This window comes from Lysobacter sp. 22409 (assembly GCF_052045105.1).
In the GTDB taxonomy this organism is placed as follows: Bacteria; Pseudomonadota; Gammaproteobacteria; order Xanthomonadales; family Xanthomonadaceae; genus Lysobacter; species Lysobacter antibioticus_B.
The window spans coordinates 1-15,001 of sequence record NZ_JBQEOE010000050.1; the positions used below are offsets into that span (position 1 = coordinate 1).

Consider the following 15,001-nt stretch of genomic DNA (forward strand, 5'->3'; position numbering starts at 1 on the left):
GAATCCAGACGGACTTTTGTTGCTTTAGACAAAAGAAAGTTACCCGCCGCTTTAGTGGCGGAAGCTCTTAGCGTTTGATCTTGCTTCTGAAAACCCCAAACAAGTGCAGAGCTGTCACCCCTGTAGGAGCGACGTAAGTCGCGACCGATCTCGCCCTATCGGTCAAGCAAGAGCAGAGCTTCCGTCCGCTAACGCGGCCGGGTTACTTTCTTTTGCTAAGCCCAAAAGAAAGCTAACCAAAGAAAAGGGCTTTCCTTGCAAGGGCACAGGCCACGAGTTCGTAGCTTGCGCCGGGATTTTCCGATAAGACGTCCCTGTCTTATCGGAAAACGGCGCACGTCCTGTGCGCCGCCCTCCGGGTCTCCATTTGACCGGTACAGCGGAAAAGCAGATCAAAATCACGGCAACGACTGATGTTGAGACAACACATCTACGAAAGATGCAACGCTACCTGAGATTCGCGATGGCGGCTCGTGACCGGAGGAAACCCCTGTGGGACGCCGCTCATACCCCTGAGCCAAGGCTCGCCCAACGATAAAGCGCCCACAAAAAAACGCGCCGCGGAAGCCGCGGCGCGTTTTCGTCGATCGCAGGTCCGCCGTAGCGGACACCGTGCTCGGTATTACTTGATCGGCCAGTACACGTCGAACTGGCCCAGGGCCGGGTCGAAGCTCTGGTCGATGCCGGCCTTCCAGACTTCGTACGGACGCTCGGTCGTGGTGTAGCCGCGGGTCAGCGCCCAGGCGCGAACGGCGTCGCGGACCGGAGCCAGCGCGGCCATGTTGTGGCCGCCGCTCGTGGCAACGACGACCTTACTGGCCGGCAGCAGCTCGGCCTTGACCGGGTTGCCTGCGCCTTCGATCTTGACGTCGAGCTTGCTCGCTTCGGTGCTGGTGTCGCCGATCTTGCGCACCACCTGCACCACGTCGAACGAATAGGTCTCGCTGCCGAACTCGTTGGTCACGACGCGGATCGGACCGACCGCTTCGAGGCCGTTGGCGGCGATGACCTTCTTGATCCATTCCATATTGGAGTGGATCTGCGACTTGATCTTCTCGTTGTCGCGCGCGACCGCGGCGGTCACGCTGAGCACGTTCTCGGCCGGACGGTCGAGGACCTTCGGCGCGTTGGCCGGGTCGACTTCGGACAGCTTCGAATAGTCGTAGTTCGGGACGGTCGCCAGCATGTTGCTCAGGCGCGCCAGACCCATCTTGATGTCTTCGCCGACGTTGCTGCTGACGTACATGCCGGAGTAACGGCCCAGCAGGTTCCAGCCGTAGTCGACGTCGTAAGTCTGGGTGATCTCGACGTTACGGTTGTTCTTGCCCGTCGGACGCAGCTTGAACTCGGTGCGCTTGTTGTCGCCGCGCTCCTCGTTGACGATCTTGTAGCCGACCGACTTGCCCGGCTCGCTGCTGACGATTTCCCAGCTGCCCTTGCCCAGGCCGCGTTCCTTGGACGAGTACTCCAGGCGGGCGCCCACGCCCTCATCCTTGCCGGTCAGCTTGACCTCCATGGCCGGGTCGCGCAGCACCAGCGGGTTCCAATCCTTGAAGCGACGCACGCTGTTCAACGTGTCGAACACGATGGTCAGCTTGCGGTTGGTCTCAACCGAGTGCGACAGATGGCGGCTCGACGGCAAAACCACGCCGACAACCAGAAACAGCACGGCGACGATCGCCAGTGAAATCAAAATCTCGATCAGACGGGTCATTCAGGTTCTCCAGGGCCGGGCCCGGATCGGGCCGGGGCGCAGACCCACAATCGTAGCAAGATAAATCCCGGCAAGGGCAGCCATCACAGGCAAGAAAATCGACGGGCCGCATCCTGCACGGCGCCGGGCGCGGGCCCGAGGCCGAGCCGGACCCGGCAATGCGCCGCGAAAAACCTGGAAACAGCCGGCTTTTCGCCGCCAAGCCGCCACATTCGCGTGGGTATGCCCCGCCCCTCGCCGCTTCGCCGATGCGCAACTGCAGTCAATCGCACGCCACGCCGACGCACCGTCCGGGGCCGGCGCGGCGCGCGTCGATCGCGCCGAAGGCCCTCGCGCGCAACGACTGCGCGGGGTCGCGGTGCCGATGCTCAGACCAACTGCAGTTCGAAGGCCTTGAGCACCGCGCGGGTGCGGTCGCGCACGCCGAGCTTCGACAGAATGTTGGAGACGTGGTTCTTGATCGTGCCTTCGGCCACGCCCAGCGAATTGGCGATTTCCTTGTTGGAGAAGCCGCCGGCCATCAACCGCAGGATCTCGGTCTCGCGCTCGGTCAGCGGGTCGGGCCGGTCCAGGCTGACGAAATCGTTGCGCATGTGCTCCAGGCCCGACAGCAGGCGCTGGGTTACTGCCGGCTGAACCAGCGAACCGCCGTCGGCCACGGCCTGGATCGCGCCGACCAGTTGTTCCAGCGACACGTCCTTGAGCAGATAGCCCTTGGCGCCGGCCTTGAGCCCGGCCAGAACCAGTTGGTCGTCGTCGAAGGTGGTCAGGATGATGGTCGGCGGCAGATAGCCCGAGCGCGCCAGGGCCTGCAGCGCCTCCAGGCCGGACATCACCGGCATGCGCATGTCCATCAGGACCACGTCCGGACGCACGGTCGGGATGATCTCGACGGCCTGACGGCCGTCGCCGGCCTCGGCCACGACCTCGATACCCTCGGCCAGGGCCAGCAGAGAGCGCACGCCCTGGCGGACCAGGGTCTGGTCGTCGACCAGCAGCACGCGGATGGGGTTGGGAATCATGTCAAAGCTCCTTCGCGGGCCATGGCGGCCGCGGTGGCGGGCAGAGTCAGTTGCAGGCAGAAGCCGGCATCCGCACGGGTTTCGATGCTGAGCCGGCCGCCGTACTGCTGCAAACGCTCGCGCATGCCGCGCAAGCCGTTGCCGGTGACCAGGTGATCGGCGCCGCGACCGTCGTCGCGCGCGCTCATGACGATGTCGTCGCCGCTGCGGCGTACGTCGATCCACAGATGCTGCGCGCCGGCATGGCGCACGGTGTTGGTGACAATCTCCTGGGTGCAACGCAACAGCACGTGGGCGCGCTCCGGGTCGTCGAGGGTCAGCGGCGTCTCGATCTCCATGCGGATATCCAGCGCCGGTACGTTTTCGGCGAGCGGGCGCAAGGCCAGGGCCAGGTCGATCGCGCCGTTCTCGCGCAACTGGCTCACCGCCTCGCGCACGTCGGTCAGCAGCAGCCTGGCCAGAGTATGCGCCTGCTGGACGTGCTCCTTGACCCGCCCTTCCGAGAGGTGGCCGGCGACTTCCAGGTTCAGGCTCAGCGCGGTCAGGTGGTGGCCCAGCAGGTCGTGCAACTCGCGCGAGATGCGGGTGCGCTCGTTGATGCGCGCGCTCTCGGCCAGCAGGGCGCGGGTCGCGCGCAGCTCGGCGTTGAGCCGGCGCTGGTCTTCGCGGGCCTGGGTCTGCTGCTTGGCGACCAGGGCGGTCAGGAACACGAAACCGGAAAAACCGGTGTACAGCAGCGATTGCAGCACCGCCAGCAAGGGCGGCATCTGCACCGCCTCGATGAACACCGGGATGATGACCAGGTTGAGGACCATCAGCCCGATCACGCCGACCCGCAGCGGCACCATCCACGGCAGCAGCCCGGCCAGGACCATCAGCAGCACACTGCCCAGGCCGGTGCCGGAGTAATAGCTGATGCCGATCGCGCACCCGCCCAGCACCAGCAATTGCAGGTAATCGAGCAGGCCGGTGCGGCGCTCGCCCAGCGAGCGGGTTATCCACCAGTAGACCGCACCGAAAGTGGCGTAAACCGCGACCCAGCGCAAAATCTGCAAATACAGGCCGGCCACCGGTTCGCCGTGGCCGGGCTGGAAATAATCCGGGTCGAGCCAGATCGACAACAGCCAGGAGCCGACCAGGCCCCAAGTGAACAGGCCGGCGTAACGTAGTAATCGGGTATGGGTCAGACGGGCCAGCATGAATGCATGCTAACGGTATGGGGCACGCGTCGGAGCCGTCCAGAAGTCATGCACTTGGCGTTCGCCCCGGGAGCGACCGCCATGCGATAATCGGGACGCCGACACGGAACGCGTGCCGGCTTTTGAATACTTGGAGCGTGGAATGTCGATCGTTGTCCGCGACGTGCGAGAGCACGAGCTGGATTCCGTCCTTGCCCTCAACAATGCCGCCGGGCCCGCGATCCTGCCGCTGGATGCGGCCCGTCTGCGTCATTTTTTCGACACCGCCGAATATTTCCGCGTCGCCGAACGTGACGGCACCCTGGCCGGATTCCTTATCGGCATCGGTGCCCGCAGCGACCACGACAGCAGCAATTTCCGCTGGTTTCGCGAGCGTTATCCGGACTTCTTCTATATCGACCGTATCGTCGTCGCCAGCCGGCGCCGTGGCGGCGGTGTCGGCCGCGCCTTTTATGCCGACGCCCAGAGCTACGCCGAACTGCGCTATCCGCAGCTGGCCTGCGAGGTCTTCCTCGAAGGCGGCAACGACCCGGCCCTGCTGTTCCACGGCAGCTTCGGCTTCCGCGAGGTCGGCCAGCACGTCATGGAAGAGGCCGGCGTACGCGCGGCCATGCTCATGAAGCCGCTGTGCAGCTATGCCTGGGTCCGCGAGACCTATGGCGACGCCCTGCCCGAGGCCAGCTGGCTGACCCGCCCGCGGGTCCCGGTCCAGCACGGTCAGCTCGCCGCCCAGGCGCCGCGTCCGACCGGGACCGGCCTGTGAACGTGGCCGTGGATTACGAACAGGCCGGCGAACTCAAGATCGGCCAGGTCGGCATCGCCAACCTGCGCATCCGCACCCTCGACGTCGAACGCCTGGTCGAGGAGATGCGCAGCCGGGTCCAGCGCGCCCCGAACATGTTCGGCCGGGCCGCGGTGGTGATCGATTTCGGCGGTCTCAGCCAGACCCCGGACGCCGGCACCGCCCAGGCCCTGCTCGACGGCCTGCGTGCTGCCGGCGTGCTGCCGGTGGCCCTGGCCTACGGCACCAGCGAGACCGACCGCCTGGCCCAGGCCCTGGGCCTGCCGCTGCTGGCCAAGTTCCGCGCCTCCTACGAGCGCGCCGACGGCGCCGCTCCGGAAGCCCCACCGCCGCCGCGTCGCGAGGCCCCGGCGGTCGCCCCGGCCCCGGAGCCCGCGCGCGCGCGCGCGGCCGCCCCGGCAGCCGCCGCCCCGGCCGCCTCGGTGGGCATGATCCAGTCCGCCCCGGTGCGCTCGGGTCAGCAGATCTATGCCGACAACCGCGACCTGACCGTGCTGACCACGGTCGGCGCCGGCGCCGAGGTCATCGCCGACGGCTCGGTCCACATCTACGGCCCGCTGCGCGGTCGCGCCCTGGCCGGCGCGCAAGGCAACGAAAAAGCCCGCATCTTCTGTCGCGAGTTCCACGCCGAACTCGTCGCGATCGCGGGCCATTACAAGGTGCTCGAAGACATCCCGAAGGAATTGCGCGGCAAGGCCGTGCAGATCTGGCTGGAAGACGAACAAATCAAAATTGCGGCTCTGGATTGAAGCCGCACCATTGGAGGAACGAGTTTTGACCGAAATCATCGTAGTCACATCGGGCAAGGGCGGTGTCGGCAAGACCACCACCAGCGCCAGCCTTTCCTGCGGGCTCGCCCGTCGCGGCCACAAGGTCGCCGTGATCGACTTCGACGTCGGCCTGCGCAACCTCGACCTGATCATGGGCTGCGAACGCCGCGTCGTTTACGACTTCGTCAATGTCGTCAACGGCGAAGCCAACCTCAAGCAGGCGCTGATCAAGGACAAGCGTTTCGACAACCTCTACATCCTGGCCGCGTCGCAGACCCGCGACAAAGACGCGCTGACCAAGGAAGGCGTGCAGAAAGTCCTCGAGGACATCTCCGCCGAAGGCTTCGACTACATCGTCTGCGACTCCCCGGCCGGCATCGAGAAGGGCGCGTTCCTGGCGATGTACTTCGCCGACCAGGCGGTCGTCGTGGTCAATCCGGAAGTCTCCTCGGTGCGCGACTCCGACCGCATCCTGGGCCTGCTGTCGTCCAAGACCCGCCGCGCCGAGAACGGCGAGCGCGTCAAGGAGCACCTGCTGCTGACCCGCTACAGCCCCAAGCGCGTGGAAGGCGGCGAGATGCTCAGCATCGGCGACGTCGAAGAAATCCTCGGCCTCAAGACCATCGGCGTGATCCCGGAATCCGGCGACGTGCTCAATGCCTCCAACAAGGGCGAGCCGGTGATCCTGGAAACCGAATCCGACGCCGCCCAGGCCTACGACGACGCCGTCGCCCGCCTGCTCGGCGACACCCGACCGATGCGCTTCACGCAAGTGGAAAAGAAGGGCTTCTTCAGCAAGATCTTCGGAGGCTGAGCTTATGGGTCTGTTCGACTTCCTGCTGGCCAAGAAGCAGACCGCATCGGTCGCCAAGGACCGTTTGCGGATCATCGTCGCCCACGAGCGCGCCGGCCGCGGCGGTGGCGGCCCCGACTATCTGCCGATGCTGCAGCGCGAATTGCTCGAGGTGATCCGCAAATACGTCAACGTCGACGCCGAATCGGTCAAGGTCGACCTGATCGGCGAAGGCGACAACAAGGTCCTGGACATCTCGGTCGCCCTGCCGGAAAACCCGGCGCAGGCCTGAGCCGACGCGGCCGGCCTGCCGGCCGCGGACCTGCCCATGCTGCGTGCTCGAACGGTGCAAGCCGTCGTCGCGCAGCCGCTACCGCTCCGCCAATGCCGCTGCGCCGATGCCGTGGTCGCGCGCCTCATCGCGGCGAACGTGCATGGCCGAGGCCATACACTCGCTGGCCGCGCCGTTGCGCGCGCCGCCGCGACGACTGCGGCGGCTGCCCGGCTATGGCCTGACTCACAACGTTCCCACCCTCAAACGTTCCGCACCATGCTGACCCTGTCCCACCTCGCCTTCGACGACGTCGCCACCCTGCTCGCGCGCTACGACCTGCGCCTGCAGCGCGTCGACGACGGCGAGCCGATTCCGGGCAGCTACTGGGGCGACACCGAGGCCGGCCTGATCGGCAGCACCGTGTACGCGCGCGGCGACACCCCGCTGCACTCCCTGCTGCACGAAGCCGCGCACCTGATCGTGCTGCCGCCCGAGCGCCGCGCCCAGGTCCACACCGACGCCACCGATTCGATCGAGGAAGAGGACGCCGTGTGCGTGCTGCAATGCCTGCTCGGCGATGCCATTCCCGGCGCCAGCCGCGAGCGCATCTTCGAGGACATGGACAGCTGGGGCTACAGCTTCCGCCTGGGCTCGGCGCGCGCCTATGTCGAGCAGGATGCCGAGAGTTCGTGGCAATGGTTGGCCGAGCGCGGGTTGGTGCGGCTGCCGGAGCGCGTGCTGGCGGTGTAAGCCCGATCTCGCGCCGCGATTGTTCGCTGGCCCAGGGTAAGAGCGGCGTCCTACTGGATTTTCTTCGGTCACGAGCCGCGACCGCACGACTTCAATCTCGCGCCGCGAACATCCGCAGCCCAGGGTAGGAGCGACGCAAGTCGCGACCACGTCGTGCCGGCCTCCGGCGTTCCCTTGAAGCAAGTGCAAAGCTTCCGTCCGCTAAAGCGGCCGGGTTACTTTCTTTTGCTAAGCCCAAAAGAAAGGTAACCAAAGAAAAGGGCTCTCCTTGCAAGGGCACAGGCCACGAGTGCGAAGCTGTCGCCGGGATTTTCCGATAAGACATCCCTGTCTTATCGGAAAACGCCGCACGTCCTGTGCGGCGCCCTCCGGGTCTACGGTCGCATCGCAAGCTCAAAGCTTCGCCAAGCTCTTCACAGCAACAGCAACGGCCGCAGCCGCAGCGGCAGCGGCAACTACAACCGCAACAAAGACTGGGTTGCCGTTGCCGTTGCCGTTGCCGTAAAGATTTTGCTGTTGCTGTGCGTCGCCCCGCCCTCGCGAAGGCAATAGAAGGCCCGGAGGGCGGCGCGCAGGGATGCGCGCCGTTTTTCATCGGGACAAGGATGTCCCGTATGAAAAAACCCCGCGGATGCATCGCTCGTGCGGGCCCTTGATTCAAAGAAAAGCATTTTTCTTTGGTTACCTTTCTTTTGTTGCTTATGACAAAAGAAAGTAACCCGCCGCTTTAGTGGCGGAAGCTTTTGGCGTTTGATCTTGATGTTGCTTGAGCGACACGCCGCGAGACCGTTGCAGCGCGGTCGCGGCTCGCGCCGCTCCTACCCCCGCGAAAGCACGTCGCTTCGATAAGCGACATCGGCGCTGGCACCTCTGCGCGTTCCATGGTCGCGACTTACGTCGCTCCTACAGGAGGGTGCGTGGAGATACGGGAAGTCACGTCGCAAGACCGTTACAGCGCGGTCGCAGCTTGTGACCGAAGGAAACCCAGTAGGACGCCGCTCCTACCCAGGCGAAAGCACGCCGCTTCGATGCGCGCCGCCGGCCTTGTCGCCTCTGCGCGTCCCTCGGTCGCGACTCACGTCGCTCCCACACAAAGGCAGCCTGGAGCGGCCAAAGGCCTTGAGAGCAAAGCTAAAGAAGATCATCACGAGCGGCCACCGACGCCCTCCCTGGCGCCGACGCCATTCAAACCGTGCGGATCGGGCTATCCCCATAACCCTTTCCGTCTTCTTACAGCTTCCCTTCCCCTGATTGCGCCTTCCAGGCGCTTACCCCCACCGAGTGCCTGCCGACCGCGTTCTCAGAACGCGACCGGCGAAATCTGCGCGGTCCGCGCGGCGTCGACCGCCGCGGGCTCGGCTTCGCTGACCGGCGCCGGCAGCGCCGATTCCGCGCGCCGGACCGGACCGGCGTCGGCCGGGCCATTCATCATTACGATGCCCACCACCGCCAGCGCCAGCAGGGCGGCCATGGCGACGCGCCTCAGATTGAGGCTGCCGTGGGGAGGTTCGATCGGCGCTTCTTCGCGCGCCCAACTCAGATCGGCCGTGAACAGGCATTCGCCACCTTCGCGCCGGTTGCGCTGTGACGAAGTCGTCGTGAGCGGCCGGTACCGCCTGTCGTCGGAAGAGCTCATCGTAGGTTTCATGCCTTTCCTGTTGAAGCCAAAACGATTCCCCATGGGATCCACCCATCCCAAGCGTGGCCGATGAACGGCTGCCGCTGGGCGTCACTTTTTCCGTTTTGGCGTCACAAATCAAATCCCTTTTTGTGACATAGGTGGAAACCTGGCCGGGAAACGCCGTCCCGAAACCTGAACGAAATCGTCACAAATCCGGCCTGCGTTTCATGGCGTTAAATGAATACCGAAAATTTAACAATCTAAGCGTTTACACGTAACGAAAAAATAACTTCTTCGAACGCACATTTCGTGACCCGGTACTGGCTGAACGGCCTGAATCGGTCAAATATCGGATCTGAACGGAGACGCTCGTAACCGTTTTCAGTCCACCTAGTGTGCCGAATGTGCGCAGAACCACGCCCCGGCTAGACGCTCACCCGGCCTCCCGGCGAGCCGACCCGGCGCCCCGGCGGTGGCCGGCTTGCGCCGGACCGACCCGGCCTCTAGCCTTCTGGCTCGCGCGCAAAGCGCGGCACTTCCTGGAGAGAGCACACATGAACCACGTTCGCGCCGTATTGGCGCTCGGCATCGCTGCGGCCGTCATCGGCCTGGCCGGATGCAAGAAAGACCCCACCCCCTCCTCCAGCACCACGGCCGCCGCCGCGCCGGAAGGCGAGACCGCCGACCAGTTCATCGCCCGCGTCAACGACGAATACAAGAAGATGTATCCGGAGATGACCTCGGCACAGTGGTTGTCCTCGACCTACATCAACGACGACAGCCAGCTGCTCTCGGCCAAGGCCAACGAGCGCTACCTGACCCAGCTCAACAGCTGGATCGAACAGTCGAAGAAATTCGAAGGCCAGCAGATGTCGCCCGCCAGCGCGCGCGCGATCCAGTTGCTGAAGATCGGCACCTCGATGCCGGCGCCGAAAGACCCGGCCAAGCTGGCCGAGCTGACCCAGATCGCCACGCGCATGGAAGGCATGTACGGCTCGGGCACGTATTGCAGCGGCACCGGCGATACCGATTGCCGCCAGCTCGGCGATCTCGAAGACGTGCTGCGCAACAGCCGCGACTACGACGCCCAGCTCGACGCATGGAAAGGCTGGCACACCATCTCCAAGCCGATGCGCAAGGACTACACGCGCTTCGTCGAACTGGTCAACGAAGGCGCGCGCAACCTGGGCTATGCCGACACCGGCGAGCTGTGGCGCTCCGGCTACGACATGAGCCCGGTCGAGCTCGCCGCCGAGACCGACCGCCTCTGGGGCCAGGTCAAGCCGCTGTACGAACAACTGCATTGCTATACCCGCTCGCGTCTGGAAGCCAAGTACGGCGCCGACAAGGGCGAGACCACCGGCGGCATGCTGCCGGCGCACCTGCTCGGCAATATGTGGCAGCAGGACTGGGGCAACATGTGGGACGTGCTGGCACCGTACACCGAACAGCAGGCCGGCAGCCTCGACATCAACGGCGCGCTGGCACGCCAGTACCAGCACAACTTCGACCTGCAGACGGCGAAGAACCCGGGCGACCGCGCCGCCGACGAACAGGCGCAGATCGAAGTCGACGCGAACCTGGCCAACGCCAAGCAGATGACCGAGCGCGCGCAGGACTTCTACGTCTCGCTCGGCATGCCCAAGCTGCCCGACAGCTACTGGAGCAAGACCCAGTTCATCAAGCCGCGCGACCGCGACGTGGTCTGCCACGCCAGCGCCTGGGACATGAACATGGGCGGCGACGTGCGCACGAAGATGTGCATCAAGCCGAACGAAGAAGACTTCACCACGATCTACCACGAGCTCGGCCACGTCTATTACTACCTGGCCTACAACAACCAGCCGCCGCTGTTCCAGACCGGCGCGCACGACGGCTTCCACGAGGCCATCGGCGACACCATCGTGCTGGCGATGACGCCGAAGTACCTGCAGTCGATCGGCCTGGTCGGCAGCCAGCAGCAGAGCAACGAGTCGCTGATCAACGCGCAGATGCGCATGGCCCTGGCCAAGGTCTCGTTCCTGCCGTTCGGCCTGATGATCGACCGCTGGCGCTGGGGCGTGTTCGACGGCTCGATCAAGCCGGGCGAGTACAACAAGGCTTGGTGGGAGCTGAAGGCCAAGTACCAGGGCGTGGCCCCGGTCGAAGCGCGCGGCGAAGAGTTCTTCGACGCAGGCGCCAAGTACCACGTGCCGGGCAATACGCCCTACACGCGCTACTTCCTCTCGCACGTGCTGCAGTTCCAGTTCTACAAGTCGCTGTGCGACGCGGCCGGCTTCAAGGGCCCGCTGTACGAATGCAGCTTCTACGGCAACAAGGCCGCCGGCGCGAAGTTCCAGGCGATGCTGAGCAAGGGCGCCAGCCAGCCGTGGCAGCAGACCATGAAGGAGCTGACCGGCGGCGAGAAGATGGACGCCTCGGCGGTGCTCGAATACTTCGCGCCGTTGCAGACCTGGCTGAAGCAGCAGAACGAAGGCCAGAGCTGCGGTTGGCAGGCTTCGGCGGCGGGCGCGCCCGCGCCGGTCGCTCCGGGCGCCAAGCCGGCAGCGGCCAAGCCCGAGGCGAAGGCGGGCAAGCCCGCACAGGGCTAAGCCTAACCTCGCGATGTTCTCGCGGCGTCCGCGTCCGCAAGCAAAAGAAAAACCGGCTTCGGCCGGTTTTTCTTTGTCCGCGAAACGGTTAGGCGCCGACCGCGTCGGCCTGCTCGGCCTTAGCTTCGAGTAACTCGCGATAACGCGCGAGCAGCTCGCCTTCGGCTGCGGCGACGAAGGCCCGCGTCATCGCCGTGAACTCTTCGTCCGCGCCGGCCATCGCCCGCAGTTGCGCGCGTTTGCGCGTAACCCGCTGCAAGGGACGGGCCCGCTGCGCGGGCGCCGCGACCGCGGCCTCGTCCAGCGCTTCGGCGATGTCGAACAACAAATCGTTCAAGCGCTGCAGATGGCGGGTGCGCGCCTCGACCAGCGCCTGCCGATTGAGCGCCATGATGCGGATCGTGTGTTCGCCGTAGGCATCGGCGACGGCGCCGTGGAAGCTCGGGCTCAGCAGCGACAGATCGGTGTCGGTATGCCAGGCCAGATGCGGGCCGGGATCGCGCCGGGTCGGATCGATCAGCAAGGGGTCTTCGCGGTCGCAGTCGTCGCCCGGCTTGAACGCCCGAACCGCCGACACCGGGAACGCGTTGCCCTTGCCCACGCTCTGCACTTTCTGGGCAGCGAGCTGGGCGGCAGTCATGCCGGCTTCGGCGACCCGATGGCCTTCGACGCGATTGCAGCCGATGCAACTGCGCAGCAAGTTGTCCCAGTCGGCCGCGAGCCACCAATAGCCGCGATGGCCGGGTTCGCCGTCGACGCCCGCCTTGGGCCGGTAATGCTCGATGTCCGCCGACGAAGTCGCCTCGTGCAAGGACTCGCAGTACGCGCACTTCTTCTTGAACAGCTCGCGCAGCGCCTCTTTGACGTCGGGCCGCTTATAGGCCTTGAAGGCGAAGGTCTCGGCCTTAGGGTCCAGGTAATGCTTCGAGGCTTTCTCGAGTTCGCGCCGGCCGGCGCCGTCCGGGTCGACCAGCGAGGCCGGCGCCGGCACCGACTTGCGATCCACGAACCTCATTCGTGGGCTCCCGCCGCCGCGTCCGCGCTCAACAGGGCGACGATTTCCTCCAGCGCGTCCTCGCGCATCGCCGCACGCTCGGCACCGCCGCGACGGCGGCGGTCGTTGAGGTAACGCTGGGTCGCCTCGCCGACGAGTTGCTCGACGGGCGTGTCGCCGAGAGGCAGGCCCGCGAGTTGCGCCGCAAGCGCGCCGCGTTCGCGCTGTTCGCCGGCATCGAGCGCGGGCTTGCCGAGCAGATAGGCATAGCGATGCAAGGCCGCATCGGTCTGCGGCCGCGCGGTGCTGGCCAGGCCGAAGAAGTCCGAGGTCAGCAGTTGGTCGCTGCGCAACAGCTCGATGTTCGGCAGGTCTTCGCGCGGGCGGATGCGGTCGTGCTGGTCGCGGTACAGCACGTGCACTTCGCCGTCGCGCATGCCGCGCAGGCACAGTGCGTCGTGGGCGGTGACGATGAACTGCACCTTCGGCATCGCCCGCCGCAACGCCGACATCACCTCGATCTTCCAGCGCGGGTGCAGGTGCACGTCGATCTCGTCGATCAGGACGATGCCCTGTGCGTATTCCAGATTGCCCCAGGCCTCGACCATGCGCCGCATGATGTCCACGGCCATCGCGAACAGGGAACGGTAGCCGTCGCTCATACGCTCGACCGGGGTCACCCGGCCGTGGGCGCGCACCATCACGTGGCCGCCCGGACCGCGGAAGATGTCGTCGTCATCGTGCAACGAGAACACCTCGCGCATCGCCCGCGCCACCGCATTGAAATGCTGCCGGCTCGCCTCCACCAGCCACGGCGAGGGGTCTTCGAGCTTGGCGAAAGGATCGAACAGGCTGCGGTTGACCGCGTTCTTGTGAATGCGGTCTTGCGAGCGGAAGAAGCGCCTCGCCCCGTAGGCCAGCACCATCGACGGCGCCGCCTCGGTATGGTCCTCGATGCGACCGAGCGAATCGATCTCGATGCGGCGGGTGTCGCCCGACGACAGCAGCACTTCCACATAGGGCCGGTCGGTCAGCACCTCCCAGGACTCGCGCTGGCGCGGCAGGAAATCGGCGCCCTCGACCCGGCAGCCCTTGCGCAGGCGCTCGTCCATCAAGGCCAGGGCCAGCGCTTGCAACACGGTACTTTTGCCGGCGGCGTTCTCGCCGAGCAGCATCACCCCGGAAGCATTGCTGTCGGCCTGCGCATGGGCGAACTCCAGCTCCAGGGTGTCGATGCCCTTGAAGTTGAAGATGCGCACGCGTTCGACATGGGACGCATCCAGCCTGGGCCTGAGTTCGTAGTACTCGCTCGCCGCGCTCCGCAGGGATTCGGAGATCGGCGTTTTGTCCGCGCCCGACAGGTATTCGTAGGCGACCCGGTCCCAAAGTTCATGGTGTCCGGCCAGGCGGGGAATGTCGCGCGACGGGCGGAAACCGACGATGGGCTTGAGCCCGGCCCGGCGCGCGGTTTCCTTGGCCACGGCGTCGAGCGCGGAACGGATCGCGCCGCTGTGTCTGAGATTGTCCAGCTCGTCGATCAACCCGATCGCAACCGCTTCGGCATCCGGGTCGATGGCCTGGTGAATCGTGGTCAGCAGGTCGAATATCCATCGGCGCCGCTCCTCAACCAGCCGCGGCCGGTTGAGGTTCAACACCTCGATGCTGACCGCGCCCTTGTCGGTCTTGCCGGCCAAGCGGCCATCGGGCAGAAACGCCAGATGGCGCGCGGGGTCGTCGCGGCAAGGGTCGATCAGCAGCGCACTCTCGCTCGCCACGGTCTGACGCCAGGCCGTCATCGGCAAGGCGCGCGGCGTATCGACCGGGAACCGATTGCGCTTGGCCGAGACGCATTCGTTGCAGGCATACATCAGGTTGCGCCATTCGAATGCCAGCCAGCCGTAGTGATCGGGGCTTTCCTCGCGCGTGCGCGGATCGGCCGCGGCCAGGATCGGGCGGAACGGGTCGATGCGGCTTTCGTGCAAGCTCAGGCCTGACTCGCAGTACGCGCATTTGCTCTTGAACTGCGCGTCCAAAGCCGCGAACACGTCCTCGCCCAGGAACAACGGCTCGTAGCGCTCGAACGGCGCGCGCTGGCGCTGGCGTTCCTCGGCCGGGCGACTGTAGAACGCGGTGATTTCGCGGGCCCAGTCCAGCAGTTCCGGCCGGCGCAACGACGGCGGCGTCGCCAGCCTTTTCACTTTCCTCATGCAGCCCCTCCGCAGGGCATTGGCGGCCGCAGGCGGCCTGGGTATCGGCGGCCGCAGGCGGCCTGGGTATCGGCGGCCGCAGGCGGCACGGGCATCGGCGGCCGCAAGCGGCACACGCATTGGCGGCCGCAAGCGGCCTAGCTTCCGTGACTGCGCCGGGCGGCGGATCGCCGTCATTATGGACATGGCCGGGTCTGGCGGAGTGGCATTCGGTCCGAGATCGCGAAGCCGGAGCCATACCGGCCTCGGGCACAATGCCGATGC

General features: G+C 65.7%; 12 protein-coding genes. 6 read left to right on the forward strand and 6 right to left on the reverse strand.

Annotation, left to right across the window (positions count from 1 at the left end; all coding sequences use genetic code 11):
- Positions 1 to 622: 622 nt before the first annotated feature.
- From ACTJJK_RS20150 to ACTJJK_RS20160, 3 genes are all read right to left on the reverse strand, one after another.
- Positions 623 to 1,714, reverse strand: coding sequence for an SRPBCC family protein (locus ACTJJK_RS20150; RefSeq protein WP_031374135.1), 1,092 nt, complete (start codon positions 1,712 to 1,714; stop codon positions 623 to 625).
- A 368-nt stretch (positions 1,715 to 2,082) separates the two neighbouring features.
- Positions 2,083 to 2,736, reverse strand: coding sequence for a response regulator (locus ACTJJK_RS20155; RefSeq protein ID WP_031374136.1), 654 nt, complete (start codon positions 2,734 to 2,736; stop codon positions 2,083 to 2,085).
- Positions 2,733 to 3,935 (reverse strand): sensor histidine kinase, encoded by a 1,203-nt coding sequence (locus ACTJJK_RS20160; protein WP_031374137.1) that lies wholly within the window; start codon positions 3,933 to 3,935, stop codon positions 2,733 to 2,735. Before ACTJJK_RS20160 ends, ACTJJK_RS20155 begins: the two co-directional genes overlap by 4 nt.
- Positions 3,936 to 4,077: 142 nt before the next feature.
- On the opposite strand from ACTJJK_RS20160, the gene ACTJJK_RS20165 reads away from it, so the two are divergent.
- The 5 genes from ACTJJK_RS20165 to ACTJJK_RS20185 all read left to right on the forward strand — a co-directional run bounded on the left by ACTJJK_RS20165 (position 4,078) and on the right by ACTJJK_RS20185 (position 7,324).
- A complete protein-coding gene (locus tag ACTJJK_RS20165) occupies positions 4,078 to 4,698 on the forward strand; it encodes a GNAT family N-acetyltransferase (RefSeq protein ID WP_440731084.1) in 621 nt (206 codons plus the stop codon).
- Positions 4,695 to 5,486, forward strand: a complete 792-nt coding sequence (gene minC / locus ACTJJK_RS20170; RefSeq protein ID WP_440731085.1) for a septum site-determining protein MinC — start codon at positions 4,695 to 4,697, stop codon at positions 5,484 to 5,486. The genes ACTJJK_RS20165 and minC overlap by 4 nt, the downstream gene beginning before the upstream one ends.
- 25 nt (positions 5,487 to 5,511) lie before the next feature.
- Entirely contained in the window at positions 5,512 to 6,321 is an 810-nt protein-coding gene (gene minD, locus ACTJJK_RS20175) for a septum site-determining protein MinD (protein WP_031374140.1), read from the forward strand.
- Between the two features lie 4 nt (positions 6,322 to 6,325).
- Positions 6,326 to 6,592, forward strand: coding sequence for a cell division topological specificity factor MinE (gene minE / locus ACTJJK_RS20180; protein WP_408950535.1), 267 nt, complete (start codon positions 6,326 to 6,328; stop codon positions 6,590 to 6,592).
- A 258-nt stretch (positions 6,593 to 6,850) separates the two neighbouring features.
- On the forward strand, positions 6,851 to 7,324 hold the full coding sequence (locus ACTJJK_RS20185) for a hypothetical protein (protein WP_440731086.1): 474 nt from the start codon (positions 6,851 to 6,853) through the stop codon (positions 7,322 to 7,324).
- A 1,300-nt stretch (positions 7,325 to 8,624) separates the two neighbouring features.
- On the opposite strand, the gene ACTJJK_RS20190 is transcribed toward ACTJJK_RS20185, so the two are convergent.
- Positions 8,625 to 8,960 carry a hypothetical protein gene (locus ACTJJK_RS20190; protein ID WP_031373093.1) on the reverse strand — a complete coding sequence of 112 codons (336 nt, stop codon included), beginning with the start codon at positions 8,958 to 8,960 and terminating at the stop codon, positions 8,625 to 8,627.
- Between the two features lie 539 nt (positions 8,961 to 9,499).
- On the opposite strand from ACTJJK_RS20190, the gene ACTJJK_RS20195 reads away from it, so the two are divergent.
- Complete coding sequence (locus ACTJJK_RS20195) at positions 9,500 to 11,536, forward strand: M2 family metallopeptidase (RefSeq protein ID WP_031373092.1); 2,037 nt, start codon at positions 9,500 to 9,502, stop codon at positions 11,534 to 11,536.
- A gap of 88 nt (positions 11,537 to 11,624) precedes the next feature.
- Here ACTJJK_RS20195 and ACTJJK_RS20200 read toward each other — a convergent pair whose 3' ends face one another.
- Positions 11,625 to 12,551, reverse strand: a complete 927-nt coding sequence (locus ACTJJK_RS20200; RefSeq protein ID WP_440731087.1) for a hypothetical protein — start codon at positions 12,549 to 12,551, stop codon at positions 11,625 to 11,627.
- Entirely contained in the window at positions 12,548 to 14,737 is a 2,190-nt protein-coding gene (locus tag ACTJJK_RS20205) for an AAA family ATPase (protein ID WP_440731088.1), read from the reverse strand. Before ACTJJK_RS20205 ends, ACTJJK_RS20200 begins: the two co-directional genes overlap by 4 nt.
- Positions 14,738 to 15,001 lie beyond the last annotated feature (264 nt).

Excerpts from the sequence above, each read along its gene's own strand:
- ACTJJK_RS20150 (WP_031374135.1), bottom strand. The coding sequence starts at position 1,714 with ATGACCCGTCTGATCGAGATTTTGATTTCACTGGCGATCGTCGCCGTG.
- ACTJJK_RS20155 (WP_031374136.1), bottom strand. The coding sequence starts at position 2,736 with ATGATTCCCAACCCCATCCGCGTGCTGCTGGTCGACGACCAGACCCTG.
- ACTJJK_RS20160 (WP_031374137.1), bottom strand. The coding sequence starts at position 3,935 with ATGCTGGCCCGTCTGACCCATACCCGATTACTACGTTACGCCGGCCTG.
- ACTJJK_RS20165 (WP_440731084.1), top strand. The coding sequence starts at position 4,078 with ATGTCGATCGTTGTCCGCGACGTGCGAGAGCACGAGCTGGATTCCGTC.
- minE (WP_408950535.1), top strand. The coding sequence starts at position 6,326 with ATGGGTCTGTTCGACTTCCTGCTGGCCAAGAAGCAGACCGCATCGGTC.
- ACTJJK_RS20185 (WP_440731086.1), top strand. The coding sequence starts at position 6,851 with ATGCTGACCCTGTCCCACCTCGCCTTCGACGACGTCGCCACCCTGCTC.
- ACTJJK_RS20190 (WP_031373093.1), bottom strand. The coding sequence starts at position 8,960 with ATGAGCTCTTCCGACGACAGGCGGTACCGGCCGCTCACGACGACTTCG.
- ACTJJK_RS20195 (WP_031373092.1), top strand. The coding sequence starts at position 9,500 with ATGAACCACGTTCGCGCCGTATTGGCGCTCGGCATCGCTGCGGCCGTC.
- ACTJJK_RS20200 (WP_440731087.1), bottom strand. The coding sequence starts at position 12,551 with ATGAGGTTCGTGGATCGCAAGTCGGTGCCGGCGCCGGCCTCGCTGGTC.
- ACTJJK_RS20205 (WP_440731088.1), bottom strand. The coding sequence starts at position 14,737 with ATGAGGAAAGTGAAAAGGCTGGCGACGCCGCCGTCGTTGCGCCGGCCG.